Annotated in this window: 14 protein-coding genes; 7 read left to right on the forward strand and 7 right to left on the reverse strand. The window is 40.5% G+C overall.

Annotated features, from left to right (window positions below; all coding sequences use genetic code 11):
- Window positions 1-184 precede the first annotated feature (184 nt).
- Window positions 185-1,561 carry a magnesium transporter gene (gene mgtE, locus PHEP_RS06590; protein ID WP_012781477.1) on the forward strand — a complete coding sequence of 459 codons (1,377 nt, stop codon included), beginning with the start codon at window positions 185-187 and terminating at the stop codon, window positions 1,559-1,561.
- Window positions 1,562-1,969: 408 nt separating this feature from the next.
- Window positions 1,970-3,301, forward strand: a complete 1,332-nt coding sequence (locus PHEP_RS06595) for a S8 family peptidase (RefSeq protein ID WP_081436841.1) — start codon at window positions 1,970-1,972, stop codon at window positions 3,299-3,301.
- Here the strand turns inward: PHEP_RS06595 and ychF are convergent.
- Entirely contained in the window at window positions 3,298-4,392 is a 1,095-nt protein-coding gene (gene ychF, locus PHEP_RS06600; RefSeq protein WP_012781479.1) for a redox-regulated ATPase YchF, read from the reverse strand. The two genes, PHEP_RS06595 and ychF, sit on opposite strands and share 4 nt — an antisense overlap.
- Window positions 4,393-4,492: 100 nt before the next feature.
- Here ychF and PHEP_RS06605 point away from each other — a divergent pair, with 100 nt between their 5' ends.
- Window positions 4,493-4,972, forward strand: a complete 480-nt coding sequence (locus PHEP_RS06605; RefSeq protein ID WP_012781480.1) for a hypothetical protein — start codon at window positions 4,493-4,495, stop codon at window positions 4,970-4,972.
- On the opposite strand, the gene PHEP_RS06610 is transcribed toward PHEP_RS06605, so the two are convergent.
- Window positions 4,969-5,682, reverse strand: a complete 714-nt coding sequence (locus tag PHEP_RS06610) for an SRPBCC family protein (protein ID WP_012781481.1) — start codon at window positions 5,680-5,682, stop codon at window positions 4,969-4,971. The two genes, PHEP_RS06605 and PHEP_RS06610, sit on opposite strands and share 4 nt — an antisense overlap.
- Window positions 5,683-5,715: 33 nt before the next feature.
- Entirely contained in the window at window positions 5,716-5,964 is a 249-nt protein-coding gene (locus PHEP_RS06615) for a hypothetical protein (protein ID WP_012781482.1), read from the reverse strand.
- A gap of 140 nt (window positions 5,965-6,104) precedes the next feature.
- On the opposite strand from PHEP_RS06615, the gene PHEP_RS06620 reads away from it, so the two are divergent.
- From PHEP_RS06620 to PHEP_RS06635, 4 genes are all read left to right on the forward strand, one after another.
- Window positions 6,105-6,560, forward strand: a complete 456-nt coding sequence (locus PHEP_RS06620) for a hypothetical protein (RefSeq protein WP_012781483.1) — start codon at window positions 6,105-6,107, stop codon at window positions 6,558-6,560.
- A 41-nt stretch (window positions 6,561-6,601) separates the two neighbouring features.
- A complete protein-coding gene (locus PHEP_RS06625) occupies window positions 6,602-7,171 on the forward strand; it encodes a TlpA family protein disulfide reductase (RefSeq protein ID WP_012781484.1) in 570 nt (189 codons plus the stop codon).
- A gap of 8 nt (window positions 7,172-7,179) precedes the next feature.
- The gene (locus PHEP_RS06630; RefSeq protein ID WP_012781485.1) at window positions 7,180-8,022 is read left to right on the forward strand and encodes a sigma-70 family RNA polymerase sigma factor; all 843 of its coding nucleotides are present in this window, start codon (window positions 7,180-7,182) and stop codon (window positions 8,020-8,022) included.
- Between the two features lie 62 nt (window positions 8,023-8,084).
- Entirely contained in the window at window positions 8,085-8,537 is a 453-nt protein-coding gene (locus PHEP_RS06635) for a carboxymuconolactone decarboxylase family protein (RefSeq protein WP_012781486.1), read from the forward strand.
- Between the two features lie 19 nt (window positions 8,538-8,556).
- On the opposite strand, the gene PHEP_RS06640 is transcribed toward PHEP_RS06635, so the two are convergent.
- From PHEP_RS06640 to PHEP_RS06655, 4 genes are all read right to left on the reverse strand, one after another.
- Window positions 8,557-10,953, reverse strand: coding sequence for a TonB-dependent receptor (locus PHEP_RS06640; RefSeq protein ID WP_012781487.1), 2,397 nt, complete (start codon window positions 10,951-10,953; stop codon window positions 8,557-8,559).
- Window positions 10,950-12,308: an HTTM domain-containing protein gene (locus PHEP_RS06645; RefSeq protein WP_012781488.1), complete on the reverse strand. Its 1,359-nt coding sequence runs from the start codon at window positions 12,306-12,308 to the stop codon at window positions 10,950-10,952. The genes PHEP_RS06640 and PHEP_RS06645 overlap by 4 nt, the downstream gene beginning before the upstream one ends.
- Window positions 12,295-13,371, reverse strand: coding sequence for an imelysin family protein (locus PHEP_RS06650; RefSeq protein WP_162141640.1), 1,077 nt, complete (start codon window positions 13,369-13,371; stop codon window positions 12,295-12,297). Before PHEP_RS06650 ends, PHEP_RS06645 begins: the two co-directional genes overlap by 14 nt.
- Before the next feature lie 117 nt (window positions 13,372-13,488).
- Window positions 13,489-14,583, reverse strand: coding sequence for a DUF4856 domain-containing protein (locus tag PHEP_RS06655; protein ID WP_012781490.1), 1,095 nt, complete (start codon window positions 14,581-14,583; stop codon window positions 13,489-13,491).
- Window positions 14,584-14,644: the final 61 nt, after the last annotated feature.

Below are 14,644 nucleotides of genomic sequence, written 5' to 3' on the forward strand. Positions count from 1 at the left end.
TAAGCGAATAAGGTTTCTATTTGGATACCTTAAAGTTACGGATTTAACTGTTCTTTTCCATGCGCGTAATTTTTTGGTCAGCCAGAACTAAAGATTTATGGCCGCGATGCAAGTTTTTAAAAAATAAAAGGCACTTTTGCAAAACTGAAAATCGATGGTGTCATGATGTAAAAGAAGTATATTTATGGAAGAGGAAGTTGTTGACGAAATCGTTAAACTGATAGAACAGGATGACGATGCACAATTAAAAGTTTACCTGGATGATTTAAACATTTCGGATGTTGAACACCTGATAGATGAGCTTCCCCAGTATGCTGTAAAGATCATCGATACCTTGTCTGTAAAAAGGGCAGTAAATGTGTTCAGGATACTCGACTTTCCAACCCAGGAAAGAATCATTAAAAAACTTCCCGGCAATAAGCTGGCAGAGCTGATTAACCTGTTGCCCCCGGATGACCGTACTGCGTTGTTTAGCGAGCTGAAAGGAGATGCGGTTAAAAAACTTATCATCCTGTTACCAGCAAAAGACAGGTTAGAAGCACTTTCGCTGCTGGGTTATAAAGAGGATAGTGTGGGGCGTTTGATGACGCCCGATTATGTGGCGGTCAAAAAGGACTGGACGGTGAGCCGGGTATTGTCACACATCAGACGTTATGGCAAGAATTCGGAGACAATTGACGTGATCTATGTCATTGATAAAGAGGGTGTATTATTGGATGACATCAGGATCAGGGAGGTTTTGCTGGCAGATCCTGAAGCTAAGATCGGGGAGCTGACCGATCACCGGCTGATCGCTTTAAAAGTAACTGATCCGCAGGAAGAAGCCATCAATGTGTTCAGAATGAACAACAGGGTAGCCTTACCCGTTGTGGATGATCACAATGTATTGCTGGGTATTGTGACGGTGGATGATATTCTTTGGATTGCGAATGAAGAATATACCGAGGATATGCATAAAATTGGGGGTACTGAAGCTTTAGATGAGCCTTACCTGGATATGCCTATTTTAAGGCTGGTAAAAAAACGCGCAAGCTGGCTGATTGTACTCTTTTTAGGAGAAATGCTGACTGCCACAGCCATGCAGCATTTTGAAATTGAACTGCAAAAAGCAATAGTACTGTCGCTGTTTATTCCTTTGATCATGAGTAGCGGAGGCAATAGTGGTTCGCAGGCTTCAACACTGATTATCCAGGCGATGGCACTGGGGGAAATTACCATTGCTGAATGGTGGAAAGTAATGCGCCGCGAAATTATTTCGGGTTTGCTGCTCGGGGCCACATTAGGCAGCATAGGGCTTTTAAGGATAGTGCTTTGGCAAAACCTGGATATTTACAATTATGGTGAGCATTGGTTTTTAATTGCACTGACTATATTTTTTACCCTTATTGGTATTGTGCTTTGGGGTAGTTTGATTGGTGCAATGATGCCGATTATTATGAAAAGATTAAAGCTGGACCCGGCTACATCTTCGGCTCCTTTTGTGGCCACTATGGTGGATGTAACCGGTATTGTAATCTATTTTAGTGTGGCGGTGCTGATTTTAAAAGGAGTATTGCTTTAAGGACGATAATTAATGCGTCCCAAATAAGTACTGTTACTAATCCTTTTTTGGTTTTCTGCTACAAAAGAAATATATACTTCCATATGTGCTGTTAGCAGTTCAGGCTGCAACAGTAATACGTCAGCTCCTTTTATCCTGCTTGCTCCTGCTTATTATCCCAAGATATTTATTTCTTTTTCCTGAATTTGAAACTGCATCCCTTGTTGCGTACTTTTTTCATTATGTCGCCATAGCTCATCTTTTCAGTTCAGTTAAACGAGGCGATTTAAAGGAAAGTAGGTGTTTTTGGTCGTAAACGTCAATTATAGAGAGTTTATATCAGATAATTAAATCTAATAATTCATGTTGCAATTCATTCCGCAGTTAGCAGAAATATTTGTAAGTTGCGGCCGACTAACGAAAAATTATATGAAGAAAACGATAGGCTTAATGGTTGGCCTGCTGCTGCCATTTTTAGGTTTTGCACAGCAGCAAGCGCAAAACTGGCATTTAAGGTCTATAACTGAAGACAAAATTTATGGTACCGGAGTAATAAAGGCTTATGCTGAGTTGCTGAAGGGGAAAACGCCAAAAACTGTAATCGTAGCCGTTCTGGATGGGGGGATAGATACCCTGCACGAAGACCTGAGGGCTAATTTATGGAGAAATGTAAGGGAAAAACCCGGTAACCTGGATGTAGATGGTAATGGATATAAGGGGGATGTGCTGGGCTGGAATTTTTTGGGTGGCCCTGACGGACAGGTGACTACGGAAGTAACGGAACAGCAACGCATTTATTTTAAATACAGACCCCTGTTCGAAAAGCGGCAAAATGAGCAGGGCCTTAAGAAGAAAGACCGGCAGCTTTACCAGCTCTGGTTAAAAAGCAAAAGTTTATTGACCAGTAAAGACAGCGTTGCCCCGGTTGATTATCGTGGTAAGCAGGTGAAAGATGATTATATGAACATCAAAGACCGCTTTTACGGTAATTCCAATTTAATTGGTGATCCTTATTTTCATGGTACGCATGTGGCAGGCATTATTGGTGCTGTTCGCGGAAATGATAAAGGGATGGATGGCATCGCTGATGCTGTACAGCTAATGGGGATCCGGGTAGTGCCCAATGGAGATGAATACGATAAGGATGTGGCTTTAGGAATAAGATACGCTGTAGATAATGGAGCCCAGATCATCAACATGAGCTTTGGTAAAAAACTTTCACCTGAACGGAAAATGGTAGAAGATGCCATTAAATATGCTGAAAAGAAGGGCGTATTGCTAATTAATGCGGCCGGAAATGATGGCGTAAATGTAGACAGCCTGCCACATTATCCCACACCCTTTTATATAAAGGGAAATAAAAAGTTCGCTAATATGATTACGGTTGGTGCCAGTGGTGCTACTGCTGCCGCACTGGTTGCTCCTTTTAGCAATTATGGCGATCAAACAGTTGATGTATTTGCCCCTGGAGTAGGGATTTATTCGACCATACCTGGCAATAAATATAAGCCTTTGTCGGGCACCAGTATGGCTACACCAGTGGTAGCCGGAATAGCAGCACTGATTAAAAGTTATTATCCGCAACTTTCAGCAAAACGTATAAAATTCATCATCGAACAGTCTGTCACGAAAATCGATTTCCCGGTAATCAAACCAAAATCAAAGAGTCAGAAAGTAGCTATGACCGAACTTTGTACTACAGGTGGAATCGTAAATGCCTATAATGCCCTGCAGATGGCAGCAGAAATGACCAAGCCCTAAACGTTAAACCTGAAGTGCATGATGTCCCCGTCCTCCACTACATAAGTCTTCCCTTCAACACCCAGCTTGCCTGCATCCTTACATGCATTTTCAGAACCTAAGGTTACAAAGTCGTTGTATTTAATTACTTCAGCGCGGATAAACCCTTTTTCAAAATCTGTATGGATCACACCGGCAGCCTGAGGGGCAGTAAAGCCTTTGGTGATGGTCCAGGCCCTCACTTCCTGTACACCTGCTGTGAAATAAGTATATAAGTCAAGCAAACGGTAAGCGGCCACGATCAGCTTGTTTACTCCAGACTCAGTCAGGCCAAGATCGGCAAGGAATTCCTGACGTTCTTCATAACTGTCCAGCTCAGCAATTTCTGATTCTATTTTGGCGGATATCACCAATACTTCAGCATTCTCGTCTTTTACGGCTTCTTTAACACGGTCTACATAAGCATTGCCGTTAATTACAGAACCTTCATCTACATTACAAACGTACATTACAGGTTTTTGTGTAAGCAAACCCAGGTCTTGTATATAATCAAAATCTTCAGCAGATACAGCTGCTGAGCGCACAGATTTACCACTTTCAAGATGGGTTTTGATCAGGCTGAGTATATCGAATGTTCTTTTGGCATCCTTGTCGGTCTTTGCCATTTTCTCTACCTTTTGGATGCGTTTGACCACTGTATCCAGATCTTTAAGCTGTAATTCAGTATCAATGATTTCTTTGTCGCGGATGGGATCAACAGAACCATCTACGTGGATTACATTTCCGTCATCAAAACAACGCAGTACGTGAATGATGGCATTGGTAGCCCTGATGTTGCCAAGAAACTGGTTGCCAAGGCCTTCTCCTTTGGATGCACCTTTAACCAGACCGGCGATATCTACGATTTCGATGGTATTTGGAACAACGCGGTTTGGCTTAACCAATTCTGCTAATTTCGTTAACCTTTCGTCCGGTACGGTAATTACCCCTATATTGGGCTCGATAGTGCAAAAAGGGAAATTAGCTGCCTGAGCTTTTGCGTTAGATAAACAGTTAAATAATGTAGATTTTCCAACATTTGGTAAACCAACTATACCACATTGTAATGCCATGAATGATTTTATTTCTTGATTTGGCGCAAAGGTATCAATTTTTTAAAAATATTTTTTATGTTTAGGGTAATAAACCCTATTGAACAATTAAAGCGCAATTATGGATAATTTTGAAGATGCAGAGCCAGTTGAAGAAGCAGGTCAGGAACAGGAAACTTTACTGGTAACCGAAGAGATCAGGAGCTATATTTATGAAACGGCGAAATGGACCAGGTTTCTTTCTATTGTAGGGTTGGTGTTTGCTGCTTTTCTGGCCCTTATGGCCCTGAGTGCAAACGGACTGATGGAAACAATGACCGCAGTGGCCCCTTCAAGTCCGTTGGTAAAGCTGGGTGCAGCGTTTTTAACTGTTTATTTTCTATGCATCTCACTGATGTTGTTTTATCCGAGCTATTTGCTTTTTAAATATTCAAATGCAGCGAATACGGCTGTACTATATGCTGATCAGGAAAATTTTACGGTAGCCATGAAAAAGATGAAATCAGTTTTTAAGTTTTGGGGTATTGTTACAATTGTTATACTGGCGATAAATGTGATCAGCATTTTACTTACACTAATTGCCAAAGTAGGTACGGCTTAATAATTTGCATGCCCGTTTACTGCATAAGGTTCACGTTCAATAACATGTTTGAAACTTTTGATCTCTTTTTTGAGCAGGCTTTCAAAATAAGGGTTCAATAGTTTGGCCAGGCCTAAACCAATGCCGCCTGCAGGTGGATGGTAGGAGAGTACAACTTTTAAGGTCGTGCCCAGCTGGTCTGCTGTTTCCCCGAATTCTACCCTGCCTACATGGTGGATCATCGTACCTGGTGCAGACCGCCATCCGATCAGACGGCCGGGTTCGTCTTTAACGATCTCTGCTTCCCAGTCGATCGCAAATACATTTCCCATCACATTCGATTTCCAGCGGGAAAGGTTTTCATCAACCATTTCAACATTTAGCAGGTGTTTGATACTCTCTGGCAGGTTTTTAAGGTTGCGCCAATAGGTATAAACCTCGTGTGGGGGGCGGTCGATCACAAATTCACCCCTTATGTTTACCGCGTGAGGCTTGCTCGCATCAATGCCCAGCCGCTCATAGATCAGACAGCGCCCCGTAAATGCACGATAGGCCAGGTAAGCGCCATAAAGGAAAGGAGCCCTGAAGGGGCGTGTAATGTTTCGGCTGACAAGTATACCGCCTAAAAACATGGAAACCATGCGCTCGTTTAAACCAATGTTTTCGTAATGATGTTTTTCAATAGAAAATTTTCCCGAACGCAGCTTTAGGTTAGTCTGATGTATGCTCATTATGCTTTTGGTATTTAGATTTAGTTAAAATGCTTAGCCGATCTTGGCCGTTATGGCAGCGCCGATCACATTCACTGTATGTGGGTCAAGTTTTCCCCATATTTGTTCCCAGTCGCCATCTTTTTCTTTTCTGATTTGGGTTATGTTTATATCATTTATGTTACAATTAAAAAACTCAACCCCATCTGTTGTCTCATTTGGGCTTATTTTGATGGTTTTTGACGCGCCGTTTAATTCAATCCGAATTTCAAATTCCTGTTGTTGTAATTTTTGTTTTTTCATTGTGGTAAAAATTCTACATATTGCGGTGAATATATGAGGCGTTAAATATTAACAATTGACTTAGATACTAACAGATTGTAGGATAATTATGTTTTATTTTTTTACTTTACAATCCAGACAACCAAAAATTGATCATTTCTATGGCATATGATAAAAACTATCCGGATGTGTATATGGGTTATTTCAATTACAGAGATCCTTTCACCGAGAAACTGGAAAATATTTACCAGAATCCTGTAGTAATTCCCATCTATCACCTTGATCAGCTGTTTAATGATGAAGCCATTCAGACCATTAACAGACTGAATGAGTTAAGCGGCAAACCAGAGTTTAAAAATGAGTATGATACTTTAAATGCGGCGCTGGTTGAGCGTGACCAGCATATTTTTAAATACTTCCATTTTATTGCTGCCCAGCGTCATGTTTTGGATGAACTGAAGATGAAGTACCGCGATTTTTATGAACTGGAACATACTTTAAAGCAATTTGAAGCCATAGGTTATGACGTAAGTAAAGCCCGCGAAACGGATTTGGTTAAGCGTAAAAAGCAGTTGCTAGAGTTTCAGGCACGTTTATGCGTGCACCAGTACGCTTAATACTTTAGATTTTACTAGCTTTGCAGTGTAATTTACCTGTAATGAAACTTAGCTTTATATCTATTTTGCTGTATGTAGTGCCCGTAGCCTTGAAATTTGTATCGGTTATACTTTTTTTATTTCCTATAGCTTTGAAAGCGCAGCAAGACCAGGACACATTGACAAAAATTGGTGATCGGGTTCCGGAATTCTCTTTTGAGCTGGAGAAAGGTAAAATGGCAAACATCAGTGATTATAAAGGAAGGTTGATCTTGATTAATCTTTTTGCTACCTGGTGTCCACCATGTAATACAGAACTGCCATTGGTGCAAAAACAGATATGGGAGAAATATAAAGACAATCCTAAATTTGTTTTTTTTGTTTTTGGCAGGGAAGAAGGCTGGGACATCCTGGTACCCTATAAACAAAAGAAAGGCTTTACCTTCCCCATACTTCCGGATAAAGACCGCGGGATATTTAAAAAGTTTGCAATACAGTCCATTCCAAGGAACATCATTGTTGATCAGGACGGCAAAATTATTTACCAGTCTGTGGGTTATACTGAAAAGGAATTTGCAGAAATGGTGACACTGATTGAGCGGAACCTGAAACAACAGGACCAGGGAAAATAGGCGCTGGTATGACCTTTTCGGAAGTTATCAGCCAATTAAGGCCAACCCTAAAAACTTATGCCTATCATATTTGTGGCTCTTTAGCCGATGCAGAGGATGTAGTGCAGGATGTATTGCTGAAGTTTTTGGCTCTGGATCAGGAAAATATTGAGCATGTCAGGGCTTACCTCATCAGAATGGTGATCAACCATGCAATCAATCAAAAGAAAAAACTAAAGAAGCAGGCACTGGATTATCCCGGAGAGTGGCTTCCCGAACCGGTGGCTACAGAAAAAGCAGATGCCGGAATTAACCGGAAAGAAATCCTTTCCTATTCGCTGATGGTACTTTTAGAAAAGTTAAACCCCAGACAGCGGGCGGTATTTATTTTAAAGGAGGCTTTTGATTATGAGCATGCTGAAATTGCAAACGTACTGGATATTAAGCCCGATCTTTCCAGACAGCTACTTGCAAGAGCGAAAAAAAGCATTGGGAACCCAAAGCTGCTGCCTGACCGGGTGCCGCAATCTTTTTTAGGCAGGTACCTGAGTGTTCTGCAGTCTGGTGATATGCAGTGCCTGGAGAATTTACTGAACGAGGATATTGTATCGGTATCGGATGGTGGCGGTAAAGCCAGGGCGGCCATTAAGCCGGTGCATGGCAGAAAGTCTGTAGCCGCCCTGTTGATGGGCCTTTATACCAAATTTTATGAGGATTCTATTATCGTTGAAGGCTTTGTTAACCAGGAACCAGCTTTGTTTTATTACCAGGGCGACAAATTGGTTACCTGTATTACTTTTGTCCTTACAGCAGGGCAGATCATCCGTACGTTTATCATCAGGAATCCGGATAAACTGAAAAATTTAAATTAATTCCATCAAACTGTCACATCTGAAGTTGTTTTTTTGTCTGTAAGGGATAAAAAAATATCATTATGGAAAGAATTAAAAACAATGAAGTTCCGCAAGGTTTAATGGCGGCATTAAGAGGCGTTCAGGATTATATTGATCAATGTGGCCTTAACCACAACCTGCTTGAATTGATGAACATCCGTATTTCGCAGATCAATGGCTGTGCGTATTGCCTGGATATGCATTCCAAAAAAGCCATGCATTCAGGGGAAACCGTTCAGCGCCTCATTTCTGTATCGGCATGGAGAGAAGCGCCATATTATACACCTGAAGAACGTGCAGTACTTGAATATGCAGAATTGCTAACACGCATGGAGGAAGGATCGGATATTGACCATGCTCATCATGAATTGCTTAAATACTATACAAAATCAGAAATTGCGAACTTTACAGTGGCCATTGCCCAAATGAATTCCTGGAACAGAATTGTTAAATCGACCGGGATTGTTGCAGGAAGTTATACATTGACAAGATGACCGGTTTTTGCATGCCAGGTTATAATTTAAATTGTAAGGTCATATAATAAGTACGCGGATCGGAAGGTAGTATTCCAGGCCCGGGATACCCATCTGCCCTGCGTGTAAAGTATTTTTCGTTCATCAGGTTATTGATGCTGCCCGACAGGGTAAACCACTTCCAGTTGTAACTGGCCGAAAAATCGACAATTTGGTAGGCAGGCACAATACCGTCTACCGCTGTTGGTGTACTTTCTGCATTGGTAGCATCAGAAAAATGTTGTGCTACGTAAGCATATTGTAAACTGGTATTAAATGTTTTATTCCCGAACGATAGCCCTGTACGAAACAATAGTGGTGGTACAAATTCTACTTCTTTATCTTTTATTGCTGTATTATCTGTATGGATATACCGCGCATTTATTAACGAAAAATTGGTATAAGCCATCAGTTTATACTTACTTGCACCTTGAGTAAAAGCCTTTAATAAATCAGCTTCTATCAAACTTTCGAAACCAATATTTCGGCTATCTGCTACGTTTGTTCTTAACCGGTATATCATATTGTTGGCATCGGTGGTAAAAACTGAGCCAATCCTGTCGTTGTATTTAAGATAAAATACACTTAAATCATAATACAGCCAATCTTTTAAATTCCCTCTTACACCACCATCAGCAGTGTAGCCTCTTTCATCTTTCAATAAAGAATCAACCCTTGCATTTTGATTCTGTACCCTTAAATCGGTAAAATTGATTGACCTGTAGTTTTGGGAAATATTGGCATAAAGTTCAATGGTAGGGTGTGGTTTATAAGAAGTGCCTATGCCAAAGAGAACAAATGAGCGTGGGTTGCTTTTGTTGTCGGTTCTTGTCAAATCGGGAACACCAAATTGAAATTGTGTGTAATTTCCTTTAGCGCCGGTATAAATATACTCGAATCGGGCACCGGGGGTAATACTCAATTTACTGGTTATCTGAAAAATGTTCTCCGCAAACAAGGCTAAATTTGTACCCGGAAACCGGAAATCGGACTTATTGGGTTGACTGTTTAAAAAGTTAAAATCAGGTCCTAATCCCGTATCTGCATCGCCCTGTTTTTTAAATGTTAACCCCTTATATGCTCTTGCACCTATGAGTAAACTGCTGGTCTGGTTGTTAAATAAACTGTATTGGTGCAATACCCTGAGTTCTGAACCGTAATTGTCATATTTATCAGCCATCAAATCCCTTGGTGTGCCTTCACCCGGATCAGGGCGATTGATATAGCTTAAAACCCCTAAAGCTTCCCTGCCAGCAGCTAAATGATAGTTTATCCAATTGAGTTTGGTATGCTCGCCGAGCTGGTAATCAAGGCTTAAGTTAAATAAATTCCATTTTACCTTAAACCAGTTTCTAGCCCTTACAGATACTGAAGGATCTGCTTCAAACTGTTCATCGGTTAAGCCTCCTGGTTGTTGTGCCAGGTAGTCCATATGGGTATATTCGGCAGTTAACTTTAGTTTGTTGGTAAAGGCATAATCTAGGTGGGCATAAGCGGTATTTTGGTCAAAGTGACCGTTTGGTCGCCAGCTATCACCCTTTTTATATTGATAAAAAGCATAATAATTTAGTTTTTTTACTTGTCCGCCAACGCTGTTAAAAGAGTTGAAAAAACCAAACGAGCCGAGGGTTTGCCTGCTTGTAAACTCAAGTTGCTTATCTGTAGGACCCTTTTTCATCTTAAAATTAATCATACCGCCAAATTGTGTGCCGTATTGTAAGCTTGCGGCACCCCGTACAATTTCTATTCTATCTAAAGTTTCGGTTGGTGGGGTATAATAGCTTTCTGGATAGCCCAAAGCATCGGCACTAATATCATATCCGTTTTGCCTCATATTAAAGTTTGATACCCTGCTGGGGTTCAGGCCACGACCACCAATACCCAATTGTAGCCCAGCACCATCATACTCCCAGATATTCAGACCGGCAATCCGGGCGTATACCTGCCTTGCATTATTGGTAGCCAGGTTGGCATTGATGTTTTTTAAATTGATGACCTCAGTCTTTTTTCCGGCATAAATTGCAGTTCCTTCTACCTGCATCAGCTTATCGGCAACCCGATCGTTAACCCTGGTGACATCAACTTCATCCAACTGCACAGCTTGTGCTTCCTCAAGCGTTACAACAATATCAATGCTTTTATCTTTTATTTCAACAGTTTGATCAAAGCGCCTGGCTCCCGTAAAGGATACACGGACATGATATTTTCCGGATGGCAGTCCTTTAAAACTAAAGCCACCATTCGCATCACTTATTCTACGCTGATTTACTGTAGTTAAAGTTATGGTTGCACCTTCTGCTGCTGTTTCACGGAATTTAATTTTTCCGGATATTTCCAGTTGCTGTGCACGGATAAAAAAAGGCAGAAGACAAAAAAACAAGATGCCGGTTATTCTCATAAGTCGTGATTTATATTAAATGGCAAGATCCATTTGTAATGTTTAAAACTAAGTTGTTGATCGGCAAGGTTCACCTTGCTGTCAATAAACGGGGCAGACCTCCTGCCGTTCAGCGTTACATAAACTTCGCCATAAACCTGAGGTTTTTTGATTCCTCGCCGCACATAAACATCCGCAAGATAATGTGCGTACTTCAGGATCAGATCGGGCTGGGTACTCATCATTTTTTCCTGTTGCGTGGTCAGGAATTCTGAGTTATTAACTTCGTAACGATTTCCTGTCTGACTATCACGAATGGAGAATATCGCTGTCCCCACCTTTTCCATCAACATCACCCGCCAGGAAAACCGGTACCCCTCTTCAGTCCAGAACAAGGGGCCTGGATAAGCGAGGTATCGCATAGGCAAAACGATCTGAATAAGAAAAAACAAGCCGAAGATCCATAAGCGTTCATTTTGGTAAACCGGCTTAAAAAAAACAGATCTATTCTCAACACCAGAAAAGAGAGGGTTAAAAAAACGGATCAGCTTTAAATGAAAATCCCCACTAAAAAATACCAGGGTACAAACCATCATGATATAAGGGAACATGCCGATAGCCGGAAAAAATATGGCAGTAGCGATGTGAAATATCAGTACCATCAGGTACCCGATAAAACGGGTACGGCGGATCAATAAGAAGAAAACAATAAAAAGATCGTAAGCCGCTCCAAACCAGCTAAAAAAATAAGCCACCCATTCTTCATACATCAATGAACCAATTAAGGGAAGGTGGCTCTTTGTAGGTAGCCATATTTTCATAGGCTGGGCAGCCAGTAACCAGTCTGAATTTAATTTTGCCAATCCTGCAAAAAAATAGACCAGCCCAAGTTGAAGGCGGATAGACCCGACAGTCCACCTTGGAACCTCAGTAACCTTTAAGGCCGGATTAAATTTTACATCAAGAGAAAAAAAACGGCCTGCCGGAAGCCAGATCATTAAAAAACTGACTACGCTTATAAAGTAATAATGGTTAAGATAATAGGTAACATCAATTAACTCTACATAGGTAAACAGCAGAAAGAATGTAACCATTGCGAACCTGTAACAAAAGCCCAATGCAATGAACAATGATGAAACAGCGATGAAAAAGAATACCAGGTGCATGCCAACATTTCCCAAAGGATGGATCCAGTCAAAGCCTATGAATGTAAAATGAAATGTCGGATCAACATATTGTGTGGTGATCCATCCCCTTATCCAGAAACGAATGGTACTTAACAACATCAAGATACCAAACAGCACCCTGAAAGTAACCAGAGGAGCAATAGATGTGGGTGATTTTATCCATTTTATGGCTTTGTTAATCGCCGTCATTATCTACATAAGAAATCTGTACGCCTAATTTAGATACCGCATCTGTTTTAATAAGCCTCAATAAAAGTTGTATTTCTTTGTTTGCATCTTCAATAGCTGGCTTATTGTTTGCTAATGCTGATGATAAGGGGGCCGGAATGGCTTTTAATTTTGAATCAACCACATTAAACTGGTTTAATATTTCGTCTTTTAGCGATGTGTTGCCAAGCGCTGCCAGCAAATCAGCAATTCCTTTACCACTGTTACCACCAGTAAACATATTTTTAAGGCTGTTCATGTTCTCAATGGCCAAATCAAGAGATAGACCGGAATAATAAGCTTCGCAAAGTTCGGGAAATTGAATACCACCAGATTGGGTGCCAAAGGGCCATCCGATGCGTGGACCTTTAAGCATATCCATTTCGTAAGCAAACTGGTTTAGCAGGTAACTAATCGGACTGCCCGAGTTGCTTTGTGTGTTTGCTATAAACTGGCCACGGTAAGTATTTTTCCAGGTTGACAAAGTTTGATCTAAAAGAGATTTTATTCTGTTTAATACATCTTGTACATATTTTTTACGGTTGGTACTATTGGCATCTGTAAATTTTGCAAGGGCATCATTAGCGAAAAATAAATAGTCTAAAGCCGGGAAACCTTGTTGGTGTACGGCCGAGTTTTGCACCAAATTCCAATTGCCGCTGGCAATATTCTCTTCCATTATAGCCAGATCAGTTTTTTCACCAATTTTTTTCATTGTGTTGGCAGGTAGGGTATTGATAAAACCTACCAAAGAATTATCCCGGGAAGGACCAAATTCCAGTACAGAAATACGCTCGATCTGTAAATAAGTATCCTTAAAAACAATTTTTAACGCAGCCTGATTGGTTAAGTTCGGTGTAGCCAGAAAAGCATTTACGGAAGTTTGTAACCCTGTTAATTTTTGCTGTGCCTGCTCGTATGCCGGTATAATTAATTTATCGGCATAATTGGTTAACATTGCTGTTTTATCAAAACCATTTGTTGTTTTATCATCAGCAGGGTTACTTTTTTTAGAGCACGAAATGTAAAAGAGTATCAATAACATTGATAGAACAGCGATTCCCGGTTTATTTATTTTACCCATCATATTTTTTTTAAACTCAAAAACTCTCCGTACTTTATCGTACAGAGAGTTTTAATATTAATATATTTTAGTTGAATATTAAAGGCCGTATGTTGCTTTTAATATTCCCTGAGCTTCAACCAGTTTTGGATAGCCAGGCTCGTTTAACAATGTATAAAAGCTGGTGTTGATGATATCATTCAGCTTTGTGAAATTCGCTGCCGTAAGTTTACTGCTTGCGGGTCTGTATTTAAAAGCAGCGATGAAGCCCCAACCTTCAGATAAGGCATGTAACTTAACACCTGGCAATGCACCTAAACCAAGATCTCCGGTAGTAGGAGAGGTAACATATTCTAATGCAGCAGCAGCAGCTAATTGCTCCCATTTCTCTAAAATAATCTGGATCTGCTCGTCACGTACTTTAACATCTTTGGCACCAATTGCAGCTCTTCCTTTTAAAAAGGCATTAAAAATTACTTCGCCAGCTTTAATACCTTTACCACGTTCGGCCAAATATCCGCCCCAGGCCAAAGGTCTTTCGGCTACCGGAAGTGTATTGGCATAAGTAATAGTAGGATCGTAATTTGCAGGAACTCCCAAATAACCGAATGCTTCATCAAAATGTTGTTTTTGTAGCGCTATGGTAGCATCTGTTTTTACAGCAGTTAACAAATCAACAGCTTGCTTAAACAATAAACTTCCCATTAACCCTTTTGCAATAGCCTGAGTATATTCTACACCTTTCGCATCAACAGCTATTTTACCAGTTGCTGTACGATTAACGAAACCTGCAGTTCCATTGCTGGCAGCAGTAGCTCCTAAAGATTGACTAACGGTAACCAATCCATCAAAATAGGCTTTATAGGTAGGACCATCGGTAATTTTTCCGGCTATATTTACGCCGGAAGTGTTTAACGTAGCATCTGTAAAAGGATTGTTAGTGTTGTTCCAAAAATCGTTTGCCTTTGCAGCGCTTAGAGCTGCAGCACCAGTATTACCGGTTCCTGCATAAGTATTTTGCTCCAGCCACATTCTAACCCTGCTTGTAGAGCTTGCATAATTGGCATCACTAAAATTATAAGTTGTCGGAACATCATAAGGGGGGATATCATCGTTTTTGTCTTTCTTACAAGACGCAAGACCTACTACCACCAGTGCAATGAACATTGAACTTTTAAAGTATTTATTTTTCATTTCTTATTGGATTATGTTATTTTTATAATATTGTTTGTATTAAGTCTAAATAAGTACTAAT

The sequence above is a fragment of the Pedobacter heparinus DSM 2366 genome, assembly GCF_000023825.1.
Classification (GTDB): Bacteria; Bacteroidota; Bacteroidia; order Sphingobacteriales; family Sphingobacteriaceae; genus Pedobacter; species Pedobacter heparinus.

What these genes read in the sequence shown, in the direction of transcription:
- PHEP_RS06635 (WP_012781486.1), top strand. Translation starts at nt 8,085, where the DNA reads ATGGAAAGAATTAAAAACAATGAAGTTCCGCAAGGTTTAATGGCGGCA.
- PHEP_RS06655 (WP_012781490.1), bottom strand. Translation starts at nt 14,583, where the DNA reads ATGAAAAATAAATACTTTAAAAGTTCAATGTTCATTGCACTGGTGGTA.
- PHEP_RS06605 (WP_012781480.1), top strand. Translation starts at nt 4,493, where the DNA reads ATGGATAATTTTGAAGATGCAGAGCCAGTTGAAGAAGCAGGTCAGGAA.
- ychF (WP_012781479.1), bottom strand. Translation starts at nt 4,392, where the DNA reads ATGGCATTACAATGTGGTATAGTTGGTTTACCAAATGTTGGAAAATCT.
- mgtE (WP_012781477.1), top strand. Translation starts at nt 185, where the DNA reads ATGGAAGAGGAAGTTGTTGACGAAATCGTTAAACTGATAGAACAGGAT.
- PHEP_RS06630 (WP_012781485.1), top strand. Translation starts at nt 7,180, where the DNA reads ATGACCTTTTCGGAAGTTATCAGCCAATTAAGGCCAACCCTAAAAACT.
- PHEP_RS06650 (WP_162141640.1), bottom strand. Translation starts at nt 13,371, where the DNA reads ATGTTATTGATACTCTTTTACATTTCGTGCTCTAAAAAAAGTAACCCT.
- PHEP_RS06640 (WP_012781487.1), bottom strand. Translation starts at nt 10,953, where the DNA reads ATGAGAATAACCGGCATCTTGTTTTTTTGTCTTCTGCCTTTTTTTATC.
- PHEP_RS06620 (WP_012781483.1), top strand. Translation starts at nt 6,105, where the DNA reads ATGGCATATGATAAAAACTATCCGGATGTGTATATGGGTTATTTCAAT.
- PHEP_RS06595 (WP_081436841.1), top strand. Translation starts at nt 1,970, where the DNA reads ATGAAGAAAACGATAGGCTTAATGGTTGGCCTGCTGCTGCCATTTTTA.
- PHEP_RS06615 (WP_012781482.1), bottom strand. Translation starts at nt 5,964, where the DNA reads ATGAAAAAACAAAAATTACAACAACAGGAATTTGAAATTCGGATTGAA.
- PHEP_RS06610 (WP_012781481.1), bottom strand. Translation starts at nt 5,682, where the DNA reads ATGAGCATACATCAGACTAACCTAAAGCTGCGTTCGGGAAAATTTTCT.
- PHEP_RS06625 (WP_012781484.1), top strand. Translation starts at nt 6,602, where the DNA reads ATGAAACTTAGCTTTATATCTATTTTGCTGTATGTAGTGCCCGTAGCC.
- PHEP_RS06645 (WP_012781488.1), bottom strand. Translation starts at nt 12,308, where the DNA reads ATGACGGCGATTAACAAAGCCATAAAATGGATAAAATCACCCACATCT.